Source organism: Levyella massiliensis, from assembly GCF_000308275.2.
Classification (GTDB): Bacteria; Bacillota; Clostridia; order Tissierellales; family Peptoniphilaceae; genus Murdochiella; species Murdochiella massiliensis_A.
Window position 1 is genome coordinate 505,477 of record NZ_HG529490.1, and the last position, 22,014, is coordinate 527,490.

Below are 22,014 nucleotides of genomic sequence, written 5' to 3' on the forward strand. Positions count from 1 at the left end.
TGACTCCTACGAGGCATCTGCCTCATCCAACCATAAACATTCCAAGCGGGAACGCTCCAACGCCTGTAAAATTTCCGCCGATTGTTTATTTCGTTCTAAGACCAAAACGAAATCAATGCCAAGACTCTGATATTGCAACAAGCTGCCGAGCGTGGCATCATCCACCTCTTGCACCCATATCATCTGACGACGATCGTCACTCTGACTGAGTCGCCAGGCACGTGGTGTTGCGTTGAAGGAAAGCGTAGCAATCCAAACCGCCAGAGACTCTTTTTCTCCTATCGATTGAAGGTGAATCAACTGCGAATAGCGATCTCCTGCATCAATGCTTACGCCTTTTTCCAATAAACGCAACGCAACTGAATAAAAGCAATCCAAAAAATCCGTTCGTTCGCGTAACGCTTTATCCAGCGCAGGATCAATCGTCTCTTTTGTGCCGATAAATTGGGCCGCGCCATCGAAGTTAACGGGCTTTACATCGACTAAGAGACGTAACGGCGCACGTTCCACGTCAGAATAGTGTTTAATCATCCATTTTTGCAACCGACTGCTCAATTTCCAATGGGTATGCGATAGCGGTTCCCCCTGCTGTATCGGATCAATGGAAAACAGGTCGTCCGTTACGACATTTAACGATCGTCTTTCGATGACATTACCATCATCATCCGATGGCTCACCACCTGGGATTTCTTCTGCCTCGCGCTGCGCTGGCAGTGCAAAACAGCGCGCCGTGCGAATTTTTCGGCCGCCGAATTGCAATTTAAAAAAACCTAAAAGATCCTCAAAAATCGGTTCACCGGAAGAGAACGTATAGGTGCCTGTATAGGGGGCAATAAAGGGAAAGTGCAAACGGCGCACTTCGCCCGGACGCAACATCACCTCCGTGGTGCGATGCTTTTCGGATGGGAAAGGAAAATGCAGAAAAAACGGCATCCAACGTGAGCTGTTGTTAAGCTCCAAGATCCATTCCCCTTCTTCTCCGCGATGCAGGCGCAATGGGCGCAATTCTTCCTTTCGATCGATATGCCGACCGGAAAGAAAACTGAATCCCGCAGAGAGAATCGGCAAAAGCAGCCAAAAAATTAAAAGCACATGCGGAAAAGGCCGCAGTTTGGTATTGGCCAATAGGAAGAGGATTACTGCGGCTGCGATCCACATGAAGAAGCGAAATCGCAGGCCTTTCATCGCGGAACCGCCGTGGACTTCAGAATATCTCCGATCACATCATGAGCCGTAATGCCGCGTCCGCGGCTTTGCGGTGTTAATATAATGCGATGATCCAACACATCGTGCAGAAGCGTCTGTACGTCCTCCGGGATCACATACTGGCGTCCATTGAGCAATGCAAGGGTTTGTGCCGCCGAATACAGCATCTGTGCTGCACGCGGGCTGACACCAAGTTCAATGGTTTCGTCTTCACGCGTTTTACGCGTCAGGTTAAGCATATAGCGTTTGACATCATTGGAAACTTCAACCTGTGGCACTTGCTCACGTAACCAACTGATCACATCGGCCTCCGCCACCACGTCTACATCCTTTTGAATGCGCCGCATGGCATTAGTGGAGATGATCTCCATTTCCTCCTCCATGGACGGATAACCGATGGAAATGCGCATCATAAAACGATCCATCTGCGCTTCCGGCAGCGGATAGGTGCCCACGTTCTCGACCGGATTCTGCGTGGCCATCACCATGAACGGTTGCGGTAAGCGATACGTCGTACCTTCCACGGTAACCTGGCCTTCCTGCATCGCTTCGAGTAAGGCAGATTGTGTACGCGGTGAGGAGCGGTTAATTTCATCGGCTAAAAGAATTTGCGTATTGACAGCCCCTTCGCGAAATTCAAAGTCCGCAATTTTCGGATTATACATATTGAAGCCAGTCACATCAGAAGGCATGAGATCCGGGGTAAATTGAATGCGCTGAAAATCCAAGCGTACTGACTTGGCTAAGGCGTGCACAAGGGTCGTTTTTCCGATGCCCGGAACGTCCTCAAGCAATACATGGCCGCCGGCCAACAGACAGATCAACATCTTCTTTGCAGGGATTTCTTTTCCGATCACTACTTTTCCGATACTCGACAGCACGGCATCGCCGAGCTTGCGGCATATGGCTGCCGCATCCTGATGGTAAGTCATCATATTCTCCGTTCCACATATTTCATCGTGAAGCATGTATTTATCTCCATTGAAGCAAATGTAACCTTTTTGTATTATATTATGTAAGAAGCGGCATTGCAATGAAGCCGCCAAGGAGGCCGCCTTGGATTATCCATTGGTATTAGATGATTATATTAACTATATGAAAACTGTACGAGGTCTATCACCGCGTACCATTCGGGAGTACACCTATGACCTCGTGCGCTTTCTGCGCTTTCATGTCCGTCGCCACGGCGATAGTACTCTTCATCATAAGCCGTTGGAAGCCATTGCCATAGATAGCGTGAGTGTAGACGATCTTAAAGCCGTTACGATTAATGATCTTTTAGCGTATCTCGCCTACTCCGAAAGAGAAGAGGGCCTCTCGGGCAACCGTCGCGCACGGATGTCGTCGGCAATACGTTCGTTTTTTAAATATCTTGTGAACATTCAAGAATACTTTGAGAAAAATCCTGCCGAGAAGTTAACGACGCCAAAGCGCAAGAAGAGGCATCCTGTCTATCTGACGTTGGAAGAAGCACTACATCTCATTTCCGCTGCAGCAGAAGAACAGAATCCCTTCTTTCGCACCCGTGATGTTGCCATTCTTGTCACATTTCTCACAACAGGTATGCGCTTGAGCGAACTTTGTGGTCTTAATCTGACATCTCTCAAAGAAGGACGCTTTCATGTGGTGGGTAAAGGCAATAAAGAACGCGTCCTCTATTTGACAGAGTCCTGTGAAGCCGCCCTGCAGGCGTACTTGGCAAAACGCCCGATTGTTCCGGGAGAAACGGCGCTCTTTTTATCGACACGTCATGCCCGCATTTCACCTCGTGCTGTGCAGCATCGTATCGATAGTCTGCTCGAAAAAGCCGGCTTTGATACAAGGGTCTATTCGACTCATAAATTGCGCCATACCGCAGCCACGTTGCTCTATCGGGAAGGGGTAGATATTCGTACTCTGCAGCGTATTTTAGGGCATGAATCCCTGCAAACCACACAGATTTACACGCACGTGGAAGATGCAATGGCGCGCGATGCCATGCGGCGCAATCCCCTGGCGCATCTGGATGCCAAAGAGATAAAATAACCAAGAATAAGAAAAAGCCGGGGCCTGTACCCCGGCTTTTTTGTTTAACCTTAACCTTTAAGTCCTCTTGCTTGGCGATCCATATCCTCGACCACAATGTCAAAAATCTCTCCCAAAGAGCGACAATATTCCAACACCAGCCAAGGTTCATTGGTGTGATAGTGAATCTTAATCAGATTCTCATCCCCAACGGCCAGCAGGCAATCGCCCTTGAAATTTTCTACAAAGTAATCGTTGATCTGATCTTCATCCAGATCATCGCCCTCTATTAACAGCTGTGTATCATAACGATAGGCAATGCTTTGTTCAACCATGTTCTCCTTCTTTCTGTTTACGGATGTTACCCTACTCTATCCAAACTTAATGTACGGATTGTGTTGGTGCGGCGGGAGGCTCGTTGTTCGTATCCATTTTTCTTTGTTTTAACAGCATGACCGCTGATTCGACTAAAAACACTGCCATGGCAATGGAAGCGGCCATAATAAAGGCTTGGATCGCAAAGGCGCCTGCCTGATCCATTCGTTCATAGAAAATTGCATTGACGCAGCGATAAATTGGCGCTCCCGGCACTAAAGGATAGAGCGATGGAATAATCACCATCGTGACGGGAGTACGATAGCGGCGTGCTCCGATTTGCGCGGCGATGGCTACCACTAACGTGCCCATAAAAGTGGCTGCAAAATTGGACCATCCCAGATCCAAGAGGAGCGCATAGGTATCCCAACTCAAAAAGGCCACGATAGAGTTAAAGATCAATATTTTGCCTCCGGCGCCTAGCATGATGGTAAAAGCGAAAACCGCTAAAAAAGAGCCGGAACCTTGCATCAAATATTTCAACCACAGCGGCTGTGCGAAAGGATTAAATAAAAAAGCGCGGATGGCTTCCCATGTTACACTCATAGAAAGAATCCTCCTGTCAATGCCAAGGCAAAAAAGGTACCGGCGGCCAGCGCCGTGCCGGAAATGATCGCTGCCAAAAGGTTGCCAACACCGGTTAAGTAATCAGCGCGCATTGTATCGCGAATCCCGTTCGTTAACGTAGTTCCCGGGAACAAACTGATCAGAGCACCGATTGCCATGCGATCAATGCGAAGAACAGGAAAAAATCGGACTACGACACCCAACACAAAAATCATAACGAAGGTATGTAAAAAAGATGGAATAAAGCTGCCAGTCACACGATGTTGCACCAATTTATTGGTCAATATAATACTGCAGGCGGCCAAACCGGCAATCACACTTTCGACCAAATTGCCTCCGCACATTAATGCAAAGCCTGCAGCGCCAATGGCATGATACACTTTCGAAAAACGAATGGGCTCCTTATCCTCCGCAATGTCCTTAAGCATCTCATAGGCTTGCTCAATGGTCAGATCGTGTCCGGCCAGTCGGCGGGAAATGGTATTCACCCCTCGAATCTTCTCCAAGCGGAACGTGCGATCTTTAATACGACGCACTGCGGTCAAATAGCGATGATCTTCCAAGGTCAAGGTAACATAAAGTCCGGTCAGCAAAGCAACGACATCCATCTCGCGATGACGGCTTAAGCTTAAAATGCGCTCCATTGTATCTTCAACGCGATACGTCTCTGCCCCATTCTCCATGAGTATGACGCCGGCACACAGCGCAACATCAAAAATTAATTTGTCCTTGTTGTAAGCGTCTGTTTTCACGTTCTCCAACGTAGCCGTCGCCTGCTCCATGCTATCCTCCTCCGTTAGACTGAACACATTATAACATAGGTTTTCCCGGAGCATACAATTGCCATGTCGCATGAGATTTTGGATAGTTCACAGACTTTAGTCGCTTATTAATTCCTTAAAATTAAAGAAAAACTTGCATTTCCTTAACACATCCCCTATAATAATTAAGTCGTTCGCAGGTGTGGCGGAACGGCAGACGCGCTAGTTTCAGGGACTAGTGGGAGCAATCTCGTGGGGGTTCAAATCCCTTCACCTGCATCGTAAGCTGTGAGTCATCTCACAGCTTTTTTATTTGATTCTTTTAGGTACATCGATGCTAAAATGGCGGGGACATAAAAAGCGGCAAGGGTACAAAAGTATCCTTGCCGCTTTCTTTCGAAAGGAATCTTTTAAAAATTTCCTTCGTTTTTCTTGTAAATGTTCACGAATTACTTCACGTAATTCAACGTTACATTCGTGAAGGGCTTCATAATCAAAGTCGGGTCACCCATTTCCGTGGGGCTCAGACTTGCATCGATATCCGGAATCTTCTTATCGATATCATCGGTGTTCTTCTGAATCTTTTCGTATACCGCTTTGTAATCCGCTTCCGTGAACTTCTTGAAACGCGAGAAATCATTGGACAGCTGAACGCCGTCATCCTTAGCAGCCAAACGAGTGGTTTCGCCACCTACAAATTTATTCTCGGCAATGGACTTGCAAGCCTGATAAACAGCACCTTGAAGGTTCTTCATGGCCGAAGTCAATACCTGTTCGCCCATATCCTTTTGGTCAACGTCGACGCCGATCATCATACCTTTATTATCCTGAGCAGCTTTCAAAACCGAAGAGCAGATACCGCCGCCGCAGGAGAAGATGATCTCCGTGCCCTTTTTATACCAGGTAGCTGCCAACGTCTGAATCTCCGGCTTCGGCGTAAAGGAACCGGTATAGTTGTACATAACTTCAATTTTCGGGATATTCAACTCTTTAGCTGCATAGTCAGCGCCGGCAATGAAGCCGAAACCGTAACGTACGACAGCCGGAACCGCGACACCACCAGTGAAACCCAGTTTCGTGTAGCCTTCTTTTACGGCCGCATAGCCTGCCAAGAAGCCAGATTCCTGTTCTTTGAACATTACACCGGAGGTATTCTTTTCATAATAGGTTTCCGTTACCGGAGAACCGTCCTTGTTTGTTTTACCTTCCACCACTTTCTTCGGCTCAAAGTCGACAGCAATGAACTTCACATCCGGATGGCTTTTCTGTGCAGTACCTACAGCCGCCTCAAAGAGGAAGCCCGGGGTAACAACAACCTTTGCGCCTTTTTGAATGGCCTGCTCAATGGCTTGCAGATAAACCTGGTCGCCTTGACCTTGCGGACGGAGATAATTGGCTTTGACACCAATCTCTTTCGCAAATTTCTGCAGCCCCTCGAAGGAACCCTGGTTAAAGGATTTATCATCGATAGTACCAAGGTCAGTGATCAAATACAGGGAGTTATCATCCCATTTAATATCACCGGCAGCTGCTTTGTTATCCGAAGTAGCTTGGCTTGTTTGTGCTGCGCTCTCTTCCGAAGCTTTTGCGTTTTCCGAAGATTTTGCGTCATTCTTGTTGCCGCAAGCAGCCAGAACAAAGACGAGCGCCAGCAATGCGCCCAAAATCTTCCAACTTTTCTTCATAGTTTCCTCCTTATGTTCAAGTGTTAGTTCAACATTTACAAGACCCATGTGTAATTATTACACATCTTTAACAGTAAAATACCCTTTTATAAAAAATATTATCGCTGCCCTTTGTCGAAGGGGCGTCCTTCGGCGGCCGGAGCACGTGTCTTCTTACTGGTAAACGTCAACAGTACAATCGTAATCACATAGGGCAAAATCTGGTACACAAACTGCGGAATGCCCAAATTGTACAAAAACGGAATGCCCGAATAGATGGACGAGAGCGCCTTCAAAAGGCCAAAGAAGAATGCCGCCAGGCCGATGGTAACCGGGTTCCATTGCCCAAAAATCAATACCGCAATGGCTAAAAATCCGTAACCGGCAACCGTACCGTTAAATTCAGTCGAAACGGGAAGAATGTAGGCTAGACCGCCCAATCCGCCAAGAGCGCCGGAAATTAGAACGCCTGCCCAGCGAATTCTTGCGACGGAAATGCCTGCTGCATCGGTAGCCTGCGGAAATTCACCGGCGGAGCGCAAACGAAGCCCGAACGAAGTTTTAAAGAGCAGCACATAAGATACCGCCCATAAGAGTAACACGAGATACGTCGTGACATAAGTGTTTTGGAACAGAATCTCTCCGATGATCGGAATATCGCCGAGCAGCGGAACTTTGTCCAATGTGAACGTGCCGGAGAACGAAATCTGCTGAATCCCGATCAGAGAACGCGCCACAAAAATGGCAAAGGCGCCGGCAAACATATTGATGGCGGTACCAGAGATCGTTTGATCCGCAAACATATTAATGGAGGCAAAGGCATGAAAGGCCGAATAGACCGTCCCCGCGACGATCGAGATTAAAATAGCAATCCACAGATGCCCCATGGTAACCGTGCCGCCACCTTCCACGATCATGTGCATGTATAAGGTACCGGCAAAGGCGCCGATGACCATAATACCTTCCAGCCCGATGTTAATGACACCACTGCGTTCGGAAAACATTGCGGCCAGAGCAACGGCCATCAGAGGAACGGAAAAATTCAGCATTTGTTGAAAAACGAAGATTATGAGTTCCACGGTTTGCCTCCCTCCTCTTCCAGGATTTCCGATACGCTACGCAATTGCTTTTCGGTGCTGTCCGCCCTATCCTCTGCCATCGGTGTCTGTTGCAGCGTCTCTAATGACGTATCAGCCTCTTCTTTTGGTATCGCCGGCTTTGGCGGTTCCTTTGAAAGGGGCACTCCCGTCTCAATGTCGTCCTTTTTGCGCCGATTCAATAAGCGGCGGAAGAGAACCGAAAGAGCAGATACATAGAGGATGAAAGAAATAATAATGGTGATAAGCTCCGGCGCATACCCGAGAGTCTGAATGGCCTGTCCGCCAATGCTCAGATACGAGAAGAACAGTGCCGAGAGTAAAATACCAATGGGCTCGCTTAAGCCGAGAAGTGCCACAGCAATGCCGTCAAAGCCTTCCTGCGGCAGCACATCAACAACAGCAATGGCCGTGCCGGCGCCGGAGAGATAGAACAGTCCCCCGCCCAGTCCGGCCATGGCGCCCGAAATCGCCATGGATTTAATAATGCTGGCGCGTTCATTGACACCCGCATATTTTGCCGCATCACGGTTAAGCCCCACGGCCTTCATTTCAAAACCAAATGTCGTTTTTTTCAAAATTAAGTGCAAACAAACCACCATCACCACGCCGATCAAAAAACCGCCGCCGGCAAAGGTGCCAGGAAACAGTACGTCAAATCCCATGCGCGGAATGGACGTCGAGACGGCCACCGTGGTATTACGGAACAGATTGTAAATATTCAGTCGCTTGATGAGGTCATTGATCAGATACATGACGGTATAGTTGAGCATGATGCAGGTAATGACTTCATTCACATTGCGATAGGCTTTCAGCGCCCCGACAATGGCTCCCAGGAACGCGCCGGCAAGTGCCGAAACAAGAAGCGCCGCAGGCCACATGAGAAAGGGCGGAACAAAGCGTTCCAGACGATTGCAGAGCAAAATCACCATGAAGCCGCCCAATAAAAACTGCCCTGATGCACCAATGTTAAAAAGGCCCGTCTTAAAGGCAAAGCCTACTGCAAGGCCTGTCATCAATAGCGGTGTGGCATAGTAAAACAGATTGCCGATACCGGCCATGCCGTTCATGAAGGGCCCCATAAAGAAGTTTGGAATGGCTTCTCCGGCAGCTGAGGGGTTGGTGAAAAAGATGATCGCAACGCCCACTACGAGACCGATAAGGATTGCAATAAAGGAAGGCATGGCCTTCTTCAAACCAATACGTTTAGTCTTCATGGATTGCCACCTCCATGCGTTTTGCGCCGGACATATAGAGTCCGAGCTCTTCTTCCGACGTCTCTTTCGGCCTTAACTCCGCCACAATTTCACCATGATGCATGACCAAAATACGATCGGAGATGCCCAACACTTCGCTAAGCTCAAAGGAGACCAGAAGAACCCCCTTGCCCTCGTCCCGTTCATCGATAATCTGTTTGTGAATATACGAAATCGCACCAACATCCAAACCGCGCGTCGGTTGCACAGCGATTAATATATCATGGTTGCGCTCTATTTCGCGCGCCACAATGGCCTTCTGCTGGTTGCCGCCGGACATGGAGCGAGCAACGGTACGTGCCCCGCGACCGGCTCGTACGTCGTACATGCGAATGAGCTTATCGGCATAGTCATCGGTTTCTTGAAACTGAATCCAGCCATTTTTCTGGAAAGGCTCCTCAAAATAATTCTGCAACACCAGATTCTTTCCTAAATCATAGTCCAGCACAAGCCCATAGCGGTGACGATCTTCCGGCACGTGAGCCATACCGTGGGTATTACGAAAACGAATGGAACGCTTGAGCACATCTTCGCCGTTTAATTCCACCGAACCGCTTACATTTTGAATGAGTCCCGTCAGCGCATACACAAGCTCTGATTGTCCGTTCCCATCAACGCCTGCAATACAGACAATTTCTCCCTTGTGTACATCAAAATTGATGTGATTGAGCGTTTTCTGTCCGTCAACGGGTTGATCCAAGGTGAGATCCCTAACTTTGAGTACGCGATCACCCAAGGCATGTGGTTGTAAATCAAAAGACAACTGCACGGAATGACCAACCATCATACGACTCATTTCTTCAATGCTCACGTCAGCCGCTTTTACCGTATCAATGACTTTACCCTTGCGCAAAACGGTTACTGTGTCCGCTACTGCTTTGATTTCATTCAATTTGTGCGTGATAAAGATAATGGATTTGCCTTCCTTCACCAGCGTTTTCATGATCTCCAACAGTTCTTCAATCTCCTGTGGGGTCAAAACCGCCGTCGGCTCATCAAAAATTAAAATATCATTATTACGATAGAGCATCTTAATGATTTCGACACGCTGCTGCTGCCCCACCGAAATATCTTCAATTTTATCGTCCGGATCGATTTGGAAATGATAGCGATCCGAAAGTTCCATCACGCGTTTTTTGGCTTCCTCCATCTTTAAAAATCCGAGCTTCGTGGTCTCCACCCCGAGAACGACGTTCTCCAGTACGGTAAAGTTCGGTACCAATTTAAAATGCTGATGCACCATACCAATGCCGTAGCGCGTGGCATCGTTCGGGTCCTTTATTTTGGTTGGCTCCCCGTTTACCAAAATTTCTCCGCTATCTGCTTCATATAAACCGAAAAGAATAGACATCAGGGTCGATTTCCCCGCACCGTTCTCTCCGAGAAGCGCCAGAATTTCCCCCTTATGCAGGGTAATGGAAACATCGCTGTTAGCAACAACCCCCGGAAAAGTCTTGGTAATATGGCTCATTTGGATCACTGTTTGCGCCATGTTTTCCCTCCTCGTAACGTGGTAACGTTATCTTTTTCTATTATACCAGACCTTTCGCAACGAGGACTTAAAAACAAAATGAGAACAAGGCAAAAAAAATCCGCTGCGGGGGCAGCGGATCGTCGATTACCGATTTGGAATTTGTAGGGGTTGCCCCGGATGCAGGGCATGATTTTCCAAATCATTCAATCGATAAATATCTCGAACAACGTCGCGGACATCACGGTTTGAGGCATTAGCTAAGGGAAGCGCCATACTCCATACGGTGTCCCCTTCCCGTACAATCACCGTTCTTGCCGAAGAAGCCGATGCTGCCGAAGAAGAACGATCGGAAGCAAAACCGACCAAAAATGTAATCGTCAATGCGATAAGCAAAATAGCAGCAGTTGTAAATGCATAGAACCGTTTCGGATGAACAATGACTGTGTGTTTCATAACCCCTCCCGTGTCGAACATTTGTTCTTGATGGTTTTAGTATAATCGAACAAATGTTCGCTGTCAAGAAAAATATAAACAACATAAAACACGGCAGTCATTTTAAGCGATCAGCCCCACAAGCCTTACCTCATAAAATAAACAACGGCCGACGACCGCAGCCGAAAGCCGTTGCTTATTCGTTTTAATCCTGACCAATCCACTTCCTATAGCTTTAGCGTTGTTTACGCTTGCTTGCCACAAAAGCTCCTGCTGCAAGTACTGCGGTTCCCGCGAAAGAAAGCAGTGTGATGTCCCCCGTTTTGGGAGAGAGCCCTTTTTGATTCAAATTGATAGGTGCAGGTGCTTTTTGACCCTTCGACAGAGAAGACTTGTTCATTGCATCTTCTTCCTGTACTTGCTCCGTTTCTGACTCTGTCGGATGCTCTTCTTCATTGGGTACAGTCGGTTCCGATGTATCGGAAGCCGTGGGCTGCTCGATAGGCTCTTGCTCATGCGTTGTCTCAGAATCTTTAGAGGCTTGCGATTGTGACGCATCTCCTGTTTTATTTGAAGCTTCCGAGCGGGATGGCGTCTTTTCGCTTGATGACGCTTTCGAAGTATCGGAATGGTCCTTGGGCGTCGAATGATTTCCTCCCTGCGTACTGCTATCTGACGAAGCATCGTCGGAAGAAGCCGCCGAAGAGGAGCTATCAGAGGAGCTATCAGAGGACTGTTTTGCTTGCGACAGCATAATAACCAATTCCTGCGTATCATCGGCCGTCACACCAATTTTATCTTCCGGAACAGCAATCGTTCCGGAGGTCAGGTTAAATTTTTCTCCGTTTAATGTAGCAGAGACCGTTTGATAGGTGCCGTCTTTGAAGTTAAGCTGCAGCTCATAGGTGCCGCGTAACAGATAACCGTTATCTGTCGTGGGCGACGTACTGGTAGCGTCTGTAGCAAAGAGAGCAGTAGCTTTTTCCGTCTCAGGCGCCTTATAGAAGGAGATTACGTTCTTCTCATTGTCATAAACGCCGGGCATTTCACGTCCCTGCTTATCCTTTAAGGTGACGGATGTGATAGAAGGATAGGCTTTTTCGGTAATATTCTGATTTGACGAATCCTTTAACGTAAGATTCACGGACCAGTACGCTTTTTTCCAAACGCCAATGTATGTTTTAGATTGTTCAAGAGAAACTTCCATACCCGGCTGAACGATGGCCTTAGTATCCGCATCTTTCCAGCCGATAAACTGCGTATCTCCGGAAACAATCTCTTTAGGCAGCGGCAATGTCACCTTACCGTCTTTTGCCGAGATAGCGGCAGGTGCGGTAAAACCTTGTGGTGCATTTTTGTCATATTCGAAGGTTGCCTTGACCGAGGACTGTTTTGCTTGCGACAGCATAATAACCAATTCCTGCGTATCATCGGCCGTCACACCAATTTTTTCTTCCGGAACAGCAATAGTTCCGGAGGTCAGGTTAAATTTTTCTCCGTTTAATGTAGCAGAGACCGTTTGATAGGTGCCGTCTTTGAAGTTAAGCTGCAGCTCATAGGTGCCGCGTAACAGATAACCGTTTTCTGTCGTGGGCAACGTACTGGTAGCGTCTGCAGCAAAGAGGGCGGTAGCTTTTTCCGTCTCAGGCGCCTTATAGAAGGAGATTACGTTCTTCTCTTTGTCATAAACGCCGGGCATTTCACGTCCCTGCTTATCCATTAAGGTGACGGATTTGATAGAAGGATAGGCTTTTTCGGTAATATTCTGATTCGACGAATCCTTTATCGTAAGATTCACGGACCAGTACGCTTTTTTCCAAACGCCAATGAATGTTTTAGATTGTTCAAGAGAAACTTCCATACCCGGCTGAACGATGGCCTTAGTATCCGCATCTTTCCAGCCGATAAACTGCGTATCTCCGGAAACAATCTCTTTAGGCAGCGGCAATGTCACCTTACCGTCCGTTGCCGAGATAGCGGCAGGTGCGGTAAAACCTTGTGGTGCATTTTTGTCATATTCGAAGGTTGCCTTGACCGAGGAATTCTTTTTAACAACGACGGTAACCAAGAAGTTCGTATCTATTTCCGTTTTTACGCCGGGTCTGGGAATCGTCATCTTTTCCGACGCCGGATTAAAAGCAGTATGCTCCGTTATCATTTCATGTTTTTTCTGATCATAGTATCTATTGTCCAAGGTTGCCGAAACAAAGGAGTATTGACTACCGGAAAGATCGATGTTTAAGTGGTATTCGCCGCGTGGAATGTACTTATCGCTATCCTCGTCGTAAATAAGCAAACTGGAAATAGCGTAATCACTACTCTTGATAACAACCCCGTTATCTCCAATCAAGGAAGCTTTAAAGGTAGCCAAGGTAGCATCGTCCTTAATGATGTTGCCCTGTTCATCTTTGAAGGTGAGACGTACGGCCCATGCCGGTTTACGCCATTTGCCCACAAAAGTGGTGTCCTCCGTAAGAGTTACTGCATCTCCCGGTTGCCACGATCCCTCAATATAACCTTCTTTATTGTTTAGTTTTTTCCAGCAGATGAATTCCTTCTCGCCTTTCTTCATTTCTTTCGGCATCGGCAGAGTGATCTTACCGTCTTTTGCCGTAATGGCATCAGGCGCAACGACACCTTCCGGGGCATCTTCGTTATAGTCGAAGGTCGCCGTTATACCTTTTGCTTCCTCTTCTAAGGATTCTTCTTCAATGGTTTCCCTATTTTCTTCTGAAGACGAAAGGTTCTCTTCTGATGAAGAGGTAGAAACATCGGCTTGCATGACAACGGATGAATTTTCTTCGACCGGTTGAGGAGCTTTTGCTACGTTCGACCGCTCGGCAACGACTCCGGTAGACATAGCAATGCTAGCTGCGGTGACCAGCGCAAGCATGCGCGAACAGGTCTTAATATAGTTAGGTTGATTCACTGAAGCCTCCTTATGAGAATAAAAAAATTTCCGTGGAACGAGCTAAAACATTCCAAGTCTTAGCTTACGACACACGGAAAAATTTCTTATAAACGGAGTGTTAAACCTCTGTTAATCATTTAGTTGATTCAGCGCTTCCACCGTTAGCAAACACGCCAATTTGACCTGCTCGTAGACGACGCCTCCCTGATAATACACAATAAAGGGTTCGCGCATCGGCCCATCAGCACTCACTTCAATGGAAGATCCATCAATAAAGCCGCCCGATGCCATCACGACGGGATCGGTATAGCCGGGCATATCCCAAGGCATTGGTAAGACATCAGCGCCGACGCTTGCCGCTTGCTGCACGGCATGACAGAACTTCTCCACCTTCTCCCCCGTTCCGAGCGTAATGGCTTCGATGATATCGCTGCGCGGATCGGAAAGAGCAGGCATACAGGAATAGCCCATGTCTTCATAGACGCCCGCAAAAAGTAAGGCGCCCTTGAGGGCTTCAATCGTTACGTGCGGAGCAAAGAAAAGGCCTTGCAGGGTAAGACGCGTCGTTCCGAAGCTCAGGCCGGTATCTTTGCCGATTCCCGGTGCCGTCAAATGATTCATGCATCGCTCGACAAGATCTTTGCGCCCGGCAATATAGCCGCCACTGATCGCAATACCGCCACCCGGATTTTTAATGAGGGATCCCGCCATTAAATCGGCACCGACATCCAAAGGCTCTCGTGTTTCGGTGAATTCGCCATAGCAATTGTCCACAAAAATGATGGATTCAGGTGAAGCCTTGCGAATTACGGCAATGGCTTCTCCCAGCTCATCAATCGTAAACGCACGACGATTCGTATAGCCGGTCGAGCGCTGCAGAAGAACCAGTCGCGGATGTGTTTTTAAGGCCTCCGGCAAAGCGGCTAAATTGATTTTTCCGTGTTCCAACGGCAACATCTCGTATTTAGCGCCTCTTTCGAGAAGCGTTCCTACTTCTTCTCCCTTGATCCCGATGACTTCCTGTAATGTATCGTAGGGATGGCCGGTCGCAGCAAACAGCGTTTGTCCGTGGCCGACAAGGGCAAAAATCACCGTTGCGAGCGCATGGGTACCTGAGGTAATGCCGGCACGCACCAGCGCATCTTCGGCGCGAAATACGTCGCGGAAAATAGCTTCCGTTTTCTCGCGACCGGTATCGCCATAGCCATAACCGGTGGCAGCATAAAAATCGGACTGGGAAAGACCGTTATCCTGCATAGCCTTTAAGACCTTCAGCTGATTTTCCATACGAATGGCCTCTAACGATGCGAAGCGATCTTTCAGCTTTGCCTCGGCATGTTCTATGCGTTTGAGGGCAGCATCGCCAATCGAGTAATATTTTTTATAGGGGTTGTTTATCATGATCTTTTTCCTGTTTTCTAAGGTTCTGTCCACAAAAAAACTTATTCATTCGTCAAAAATTGGCTAACTTGTTCAGCCGCTTTGCGATAGCGCTCCTCCGGATCTTCCTCCTCGATCCAAACCGCTTCTTCTACCTTTCGATACCAGGTATATTGCCGTTTGGCATAGTTACGAGAGGCCCGCTGTATTAAAGACACCGTTTCGTCGTAACTTGTCCAGCCGTTGAAATACCAATAAATTTCGCGATAGCCGATGGCCCGCATCGCCTGCGAATCAAAAGGTACACCGGCTTTAAGGAGCGCTTCGACTTCTTGAACTAAGCCTTTCTCCATCATGGACACCACGCGGCGATTGATGCGATCATAAAGACTTTCGCGCGGCAAAGAAAGAACAATTACCAGATTCTCCCAAGTCGTATCAGTCTCATCGCTTCGTAGCAAGGAAGGCTTGGCATTTGTTTGACGGGCAATTTCAATGGCACGCACGAGGCGCGGTTTATCTTTTTCTGTTATTTTCTGCGCCGTAGCGGGATCGCTTTTCAGCAATTCGGCATAGAGAGAGCGCCCCTGATCCAACGCATACTCGGCTTCCAATTGCGAACGCAACGTTTCGGTGGTATCCACTCCCGTAAATTGGTAACCCTTCAAAAGAGCATTTAAATAGAGTCCTGTCCCACCGGTAAATATCGGTAAAATTCCGTTAGTTATCAGTTTTGCAGCAACGTTTTGTGCATCGCGTTGATAATCATAAACGGTATAGCGCTCACCGGGCGTTACAATATCCAACAGATGATGCGGTACCTGTGCCTGTTCTTGCGGAGTGACTTTTGCCGTACCGATATCCATGCCGCGATAAATCTGCATGGAATCCATGGACAGGATTTCACCGTGAAAGGCTTTGGCCAGGCGTAGAGAGAGCGCCGTTTTTCCGACTCCGGTAGGCCCTGCGATGAATAGGCGTTTCTTTGGCATGTCTCCTCTTTCTATTTAATGCGCATGAACCATTTTTCAAAATCTTTCTTCTCGCGACGAATCACCGTGGGACGTCCATGTGGACAGGTCAACGGATAGTCGCAAGCAAAAAGCTGTGCATATAAAGAGGCAACCTCAGCCTCACTCAAGCTGTCTCCTTGTTTCACAGACGCTTTACAGGCTTTCATGGCCATCTGGTCCAATAACGTATCGTATTCTTCCATGGCATTCACAGGCATATCCAACAGCTCCTGCAAAAGAAGGGCATTATCGGGAGATTTGAAAAGCGTCGGAACGCCACGCAGCACCACACGATTGTCGCCGAAGACTTCTACATCAAAGCCCATCTGTTGCAGAATCTTTTTACGTTCGGAAAAAGCTGACGCCTGTGCATCAGAAAGCGGCAACACCTCCGGCTTCAGCAGGCGTTGCTGCACAATGGCGCCATGTGTAAACTGCTTAACAAAACGTTCGTAATTCACACGCTCATGCGCCGCATGCTGATCCATGATGAGTACCGACCCCATGCCTCTTTCTTCAAAAAGTACATAAACCCGAAAGAGAACGCCCACAAAACGCAATGCGTCATAGGAAGGCAGTAGCGAGGTATCGTCAGCCGAAAACTCGTCACGGCTCTCCTGTACCACCTCCGGCACGGTTGCTTCTTCCTCCCAATCGAACTCCACCAAGGATTCCTCCGAGGCATCTTCGCTCTTTTCTGTATCTGCGACAGCATCCTCTTCTTCACAACGGGCAAAGCTTGTCGCAGCATGATTAACTACCATGTCAGAACCATGCGTTTCGGTTGGCCAGGCATATTGTTGCAGAAGGCGTTTCATGCTGTCTTCCGACGAAAGCGTAAACAAATTGTCTTTTTCCGGTTCCTCGCCGGGAATCATTGGCTTTTTGCGTAGCGCCTCCCGTACGGCTTGCGCAATCAGTTCTTCCAAGGCATCCGGATCGGCAAAATGAATCTTCATCTTATTCGGATGAATGTTCACATCCAGATTTGCCGGATCTGTTTCTATAAACAGCTGAAAAGCAGGAAAACGACCGTTGGGAATCAAAGAGCGATAACAGCTTTCCACGGCATCACGCACGCGCTCTTCTTCTACCGCTCGACCGTTGACAAAAAGATACTGCATCTGACGATTGGCACGGTAAAACGTATTGTTCCCAATGGCGCCTGTGACATGATAAAGACTATTCTCTGCTTCAAGCGGTACCAGCGCTTCATGATAGCTTTTCCCAAAGAGAACCAAAAGTGTCTCCGCAAGGGTCTGGTTCTTGCCGGTTTGGAGAACGCGCTTATCATCACGATAGAAATGGAACGCAATCGACGGATGGCCGATGGCAAAGCTATAAAGCAATCGGGAAATGGCATTGCTCTCGGCCACATCGCTCTTTAAAAATTTTCGGCGCACAGGAATATTGTGAAAAAGCTCGGTAATTTCCATGCGTGTTCCTGTCGCCATAGCTACGGTCTTCGTATCTTGCAACACGCCATTCTCAAAACGCAGGCTTTTACCGGTTTCCTCATCGGCTGTTTTGGAATGCGCTTCTACATTAGCCACTGCAATGATGGAAGCTAATGCTTCTCCACGAAAGCCCAACGAATGCACGGCATAGAGATCCTCAAATCCGTCAATCTTCGACGTGGCATGCGGCAGGAATGCTTTTTCCATTTCGTCGCGCGGAATGCCGCTGCCATTATCCGATACGGAAATGCTGGCCTTACCACCCTGACGAATCGAAACCTGAATGGAATCAGCTCCGGCGTCCACCGCATTTTCAACTAATTCCTTCACAACAGAAACCGGTCGTTCAATCACCTCACCGGCAGCAATGCGTTTAATCGTTTCTTCATCCAGTTGATGAATCATGATTCCTCCATCTCTTTGGCCTCACGGATCAGCGCATCCAGTTCCAAAAAGGCCTCCATGGGCGACAATTGATTGATATCCAAGGTGCGAATTTTATTAAGAAAAGCCTCCTGTGCGGGATCGAAAGCCTCTGGGTCGACATTCTGCAGTGGCTCCGCAAGGATCGAAGACGTTTCGGCCGATCCATTAAATACCGAAGAGGGCGTTTCTATTTTATGTGCATCCAGCTGTTGCAGCAGTTGATTGGCGCGCAACAGAATGCGTTCCGGCATGCCGGCCAGACGTGCCACTTCAATCCCATAGCTGCGATCCGCTGCACCGGCTTCCACACGATGCAAAAAGACCAGCGCTCCATCGTGTTCTTCAATTTGCACACTGCGATTGGTGAGATTCGGCAGGACATCCGCCAATTCCGTCAATTCGTGATAGTGCGTGGCAAAGAGAGTTTTTGCCGGCAAAGAACGTGATAGATACTCCAAAATAGCACAGGCAATGGAGAGGCCGTCATTCGTGCTCGTCCCCCTTCCCACTTCATCTAGGACCAAGAAGCTTTGTTCCGTTGCCTCGCGAAGAATGTCCGCCATCTCTTTCATCTCCACCATGAAAGTGGATTCCCCTTTGGCCAAATGATCACGTGCGCCAATGCGCGTAAAAATCTGATCGGTAATGGGCAAGGTGCAGTACGTGGCAGGAACAAAAGAACCCATCTGCGCCATAATCAGAAGCAGCGCATTTTGGCGAATATAGGTCGATTTACCTGCCATATTGGGGCCGGTAATCACTTGAATGCGATTGTTCGCTTCCCCTATCGTAAGATCATTGGGGATGAAGTCCACGCCCCCTTTTGCGGCGACGACAGGATGTTTGCCGCTTTGAATGGCAATAACGTCCGTATCTTCCGTAAAAGTCGGACGGATGTATTCCCCATCGTCAGCAACTTGGGCCAAAGAAAGGAGCGCATCCAATGCCGCCAGTGTATCCGCAACACGCTCCACATTAACAGCCTGTGCCGCCACCTGATCGCGCAGCGAACGAAAGATATCGTATTCCATCGCTTCAATTTGGGCTGCTGAACCAATGATGCGATTTGCCTGCTGCTCCAAATACTCCGTTGTATAACGCTCGGCATTCTTTAGCGTCTGGCGACGCTCATAGTCTTCCGGCACCTTATCCCAATTGGAACGGGTAACCTCGATGAAATAACCCTGATTTTTGCGATATACGACGCGCAGATTCTTAATACCGCTGCGCTGTCGTTCCTGTTCCTCATATTCTACAAGCGCTTGACGCGCTTCATCGCTACCGCATTTAAGTGCATCTAAGGCCTGGCTGTAGCCGTCGCGAATCATACCACCTTCATTCACCGAGATGGGCGGCTCGTCCACGATGGCCTGCAATATCGCATCATACAGTGGGGTAAGCGGATCCAGTCCCTCCAAAAGATACGATACAGCATCCGCTTGCATGGCTTGTAAAATAGCGATGATTTCCGGCAAGGTGGACAGGGATTGCGCAAAGCTCAACAGATCGCGTGCATTACCGCGGTGAAAGCTCAACTTACCGAGCAATCGCTCTAAGTCGTAGACACGATCGAGCGCTTCACGTAAAGACAGCCGCTCGACGAGATGCTCTTTGAAGAGGGCCACCACGTTTTGGCGCTGTAAAATTGCCTGTGTGTCCATCAACGGAAAAGAAATCCAGTCGGCCAACTTTCGAGACCCCATGGCGGTCTTCGCGCGATCCAATACCGAAAGCAACGTGTGATGCCTACTGCCATCATCCAAATTATGCGTCAACTCCAAGTTCTCTCGCGTTGCAGCGTTCATACGCAAGGACTGATAGGGGCGCAGCCATACGACTGTTGCCAGATGCTCCAAGGGTTTTTCGCGATAGGCATAGATGGTTTCCAACAACAGATATAAGGCAATCTGAGCAACCAGATGGTGCTTTAAAACAGATGGGATCCCTCCGGGTAATTTTTCACGCAGACCCTGATCCAAATCGCGAATGTGTAGCGTCCCGCGCTCCATGCGTGATACAAAGATCTTTCGATTGGAGAGCAATGTTTCAACGGCATCATTCACCCCGCTGTTATCCGCATCTTCCACCAAAATCAGTTCGGAAGGCGCTTTGGACTCTACCCAGTCCAAAACGGTTACCTCCGGTCGGGCACTGTGTTCGATTTCCGTAGTCTCCAAGCGTCCCGTCGATATATCACAGAAGCAAAGACCGAGCGCATGGCGGTAGTAATACGCCACCATCAGATAGTTGTGGCTATGGCGATCGAGGGTTTCCGCATCGATAAGGGTGCCCGGGGTAATGATGCGCGTTACCGCTCGCTTAACGAGGCCTACGGCTTCTTTGGGATCTTCCATTTGATCCACCAAACACACCTTGTGGCCGGCATTGACGAGTTTAGCCGCATAGGATTCGATGACATGGTGCGGAACGCCCGCCATCGGGCAACGTTCCGGCAAACCGCAATCACGCCCCGTCAGCGTCAACTCCAGTATCCGCGACCCCACCTCGGCGTCTTCGAAGAACATTTCATAGAAATCGCCCAACCGATAAAGAATCAGGCAATCCGGATGTTGCTCTTTGATACTCACATAGTGGCGCATCATTGGTGAGAGCTGTTCTCGATTAATGGCATCCCAAACCATGGCTCCTCTTTTCCGTCAAACTTCCTTCACGCGTTCACCGAACAACGCAAAAGAGTTGGCGTCGGTAATCCGCACTTTTTCCATTTTTCCAATATAGGACGCATCGCCCGGCACATGCAGCAGACGGCCCTGCGAATCGCGTCCGGAGAGCTTTGTTGCATCGTTTTTACTTACGGAATCAAAAAGAACATCCACAACGCTACCGATAGCCTCCCGATTTTTCTTCAGAAAGATCGGATACAGCACATCCAGCAATTCCTGAAAACGACGGCTCTTGGTTTTTTCATCAACTTGATCGTCACGCTTGGCTGCGCGCGTTCCGGGGCGTGGAGAATAAATGAAGGTAAAGGCAGTATTAAACTCCACACGTCGACACAGATCCAAGGTTTGCGCATGATCCTCCTCCGTCTCGCCGGGAAAGCCGACAATGATATCGGTGGAAAGGCCGATATCGGGCATGGCCTTTCGTAAACGATCGACTAAATCCAGATAGTGATCGCGCGTATAGTGACGATTCATTTCGCGCAGCACTTTATCCGAGCCGGACTGCAGGGGTAAATGAAAATGACGTTCAATATTTTCGTGTGCCGCCATCACCTGAATTAAGCGATCCGAAAGATCTTTCGGATGCGAGGACATGAAACGCAAACGTTCAATGCCGGGCACATCCGCTACTTGATCGAGCAGTTCCGGAAAATCCAGCGTACCATCCGCATAGGAGTTTACATTTTGCCCCAAGAGCATGACTTCACGATAGCCACGTCCTGCAAGGGCATGCACTTCCGCGAGCACCTTCTCAGCGGGACGGCTCTCTTCCCTGCCGCGCGCATAAGGAACAATGCAATAGGAACAGAAATTATTGCAACCGGTCATGATATTGACATAAGCAAATGAGGAATCGGTTCTTTCATAAAAAGGCGCTACATCCTCAAATTTCGTGATGTCCACGACACGTTCACCTGTTCGATGCACTTCCTCCACCAGTTGCGGCAAACGTCCGATATTCTGAGTACCGAAAATGAGATTCACCTGCGGATAGGAGCGCAAGATGGTATCCTTGGCCGCACCGGTCTGCATCATACAACCGCAAAGCGCTAAAATGCGTCCCGGACGTGCTTCCTTCCATTTTTTTAAAGCGCCCACCTGGCCAAACACTTTGAGCTCTGCATTTTCACGTACCAGGCATGTATTCATAAGAATGATGTCGGCTTCTGCTGATTCCGACGTGGGCGTATAGCCCATGGTCTCTAATAAGTACGCCATCCGTTCGGAGTCGTGCTCATTCATCTGGCAGCCGTGTGTAATAATTTTATACTTCATAATTCTCCTTTGCCTCAAGCTATTGTATC

Annotated in this window: 17 protein-coding genes and 1 tRNA gene; 2 read left to right on the plus strand and 16 right to left on the minus strand. The window is 48.5% G+C overall.

The window, feature by feature from the left end:
- Positions 1 to 6 precede the first annotated feature (6 nt).
- The gene (locus tag BN98_RS02320; protein ID WP_019189933.1) at positions 7 to 1,185 is read right to left on the minus strand and encodes a DUF58 domain-containing protein; all 1,179 of its coding nucleotides are present in this window, start codon (positions 1,183 to 1,185) and stop codon (positions 7 to 9) included.
- Positions 1,182 to 2,174 carry an AAA family ATPase gene (locus tag BN98_RS02325; protein ID WP_338045852.1) on the minus strand — a complete coding sequence of 331 codons (993 nt, stop codon included), beginning with the start codon at positions 2,172 to 2,174 and terminating at the stop codon, positions 1,182 to 1,184. The genes BN98_RS02320 and BN98_RS02325 overlap by 4 nt, the downstream gene beginning before the upstream one ends.
- Before the next feature lie 88 nt (positions 2,175 to 2,262).
- Here BN98_RS02325 and BN98_RS02330 point away from each other — a divergent pair, with 88 nt between their 5' ends.
- Positions 2,263 to 3,231, plus strand: a complete 969-nt coding sequence (locus BN98_RS02330; RefSeq protein ID WP_019189931.1) for a tyrosine recombinase XerC — start codon at positions 2,263 to 2,265, stop codon at positions 3,229 to 3,231.
- 50 nt (positions 3,232 to 3,281) lie between these two features.
- On the opposite strand, the gene BN98_RS02335 is transcribed toward BN98_RS02330, so the two are convergent.
- From BN98_RS02335 to BN98_RS02345, 3 genes are read right to left on the minus strand one after another with little or no spacing between them, the layout of a single operon-like run.
- Positions 3,282 to 3,545 carry a hypothetical protein gene (locus tag BN98_RS02335; protein ID WP_019189930.1) on the minus strand — a complete coding sequence of 88 codons (264 nt, stop codon included), beginning with the start codon at positions 3,543 to 3,545 and terminating at the stop codon, positions 3,282 to 3,284.
- Between the two features lie 46 nt (positions 3,546 to 3,591).
- Entirely contained in the window at positions 3,592 to 4,131 is a 540-nt protein-coding gene (locus tag BN98_RS02340) for a threonine/serine exporter family protein (protein ID WP_019189929.1), read from the minus strand.
- A complete protein-coding gene (locus tag BN98_RS02345) occupies positions 4,128 to 4,934 on the minus strand; it encodes a threonine/serine exporter family protein (RefSeq protein ID WP_019189928.1) in 807 nt (268 codons plus the stop codon). Before BN98_RS02345 ends, BN98_RS02340 begins: the two co-directional genes overlap by 4 nt.
- Before the next feature lie 175 nt (positions 4,935 to 5,109).
- Here BN98_RS02345 and BN98_RS02350 point away from each other — a divergent pair.
- Positions 5,110 to 5,192: transfer RNA gene (locus tag BN98_RS02350), tRNA-Leu, on the plus strand.
- A 170-nt stretch (positions 5,193 to 5,362) separates the two neighbouring features.
- Here the strand turns inward: BN98_RS02350 and BN98_RS02355 are convergent.
- From BN98_RS02355 to miaB, 11 genes are all read right to left on the minus strand, one after another.
- A complete protein-coding gene (locus BN98_RS02355) occupies positions 5,363 to 6,598 on the minus strand; it encodes a BMP family lipoprotein (RefSeq protein WP_019189927.1) in 1,236 nt (411 codons plus the stop codon).
- A gap of 98 nt (positions 6,599 to 6,696) precedes the next feature.
- Entirely contained in the window at positions 6,697 to 7,656 is a 960-nt protein-coding gene (locus tag BN98_RS02360; protein ID WP_019189926.1) for an ABC transporter permease, read from the minus strand.
- Positions 7,644 to 8,891, minus strand: coding sequence for an ABC transporter permease (locus BN98_RS02365; protein WP_019189925.1), 1,248 nt, complete (start codon positions 8,889 to 8,891; stop codon positions 7,644 to 7,646). The genes BN98_RS02360 and BN98_RS02365 overlap by 13 nt, the downstream gene beginning before the upstream one ends.
- Positions 8,881 to 10,422, minus strand: coding sequence for an ABC transporter ATP-binding protein (locus BN98_RS02370; RefSeq protein WP_019189924.1), 1,542 nt, complete (start codon positions 10,420 to 10,422; stop codon positions 8,881 to 8,883). The genes BN98_RS02365 and BN98_RS02370 overlap by 11 nt, the downstream gene beginning before the upstream one ends.
- A 126-nt stretch (positions 10,423 to 10,548) precedes the next feature.
- A complete protein-coding gene (locus BN98_RS02375) occupies positions 10,549 to 10,857 on the minus strand; it encodes a LysM peptidoglycan-binding domain-containing protein (RefSeq protein ID WP_019189923.1) in 309 nt (102 codons plus the stop codon).
- Between the two features lie 214 nt (positions 10,858 to 11,071).
- Positions 11,072 to 13,765: an LPXTG cell wall anchor domain-containing protein gene (locus BN98_RS02380; RefSeq protein ID WP_019189922.1), complete on the minus strand. Its 2,694-nt coding sequence runs from the start codon at positions 13,763 to 13,765 to the stop codon at positions 11,072 to 11,074.
- Between the two features lie 111 nt (positions 13,766 to 13,876).
- Positions 13,877 to 15,148 carry a methionine gamma-lyase family protein gene (locus BN98_RS02385; protein ID WP_019189921.1) on the minus strand — a complete coding sequence of 424 codons (1,272 nt, stop codon included), beginning with the start codon at positions 15,146 to 15,148 and terminating at the stop codon, positions 13,877 to 13,879.
- 41 nt (positions 15,149 to 15,189) lie between these two features.
- Positions 15,190 to 16,119: a tRNA (adenosine(37)-N6)-dimethylallyltransferase MiaA gene (miaA, locus tag BN98_RS02390; protein WP_019189920.1), complete on the minus strand. Its 930-nt coding sequence runs from the start codon at positions 16,117 to 16,119 to the stop codon at positions 15,190 to 15,192.
- Positions 16,120 to 16,130: 11 nt separating this feature from the next.
- Complete coding sequence (gene mutL / locus BN98_RS02395; protein ID WP_019189919.1) at positions 16,131 to 18,002, minus strand: DNA mismatch repair endonuclease MutL; 1,872 nt, start codon at positions 18,000 to 18,002, stop codon at positions 16,131 to 16,133.
- Positions 17,999 to 20,665, minus strand: coding sequence for a DNA mismatch repair protein MutS (gene mutS / locus BN98_RS02400; protein ID WP_019189918.1), 2,667 nt, complete (start codon positions 20,663 to 20,665; stop codon positions 17,999 to 18,001). The genes mutL and mutS overlap by 4 nt, the downstream gene beginning before the upstream one ends.
- Before the next feature lie 15 nt (positions 20,666 to 20,680).
- Complete coding sequence (miaB, locus tag BN98_RS02405; RefSeq protein ID WP_019189917.1) at positions 20,681 to 21,985, minus strand: tRNA (N6-isopentenyl adenosine(37)-C2)-methylthiotransferase MiaB; 1,305 nt, start codon at positions 21,983 to 21,985, stop codon at positions 20,681 to 20,683.
- Between the last annotated feature and the right edge of the window lie 29 nt (positions 21,986 to 22,014).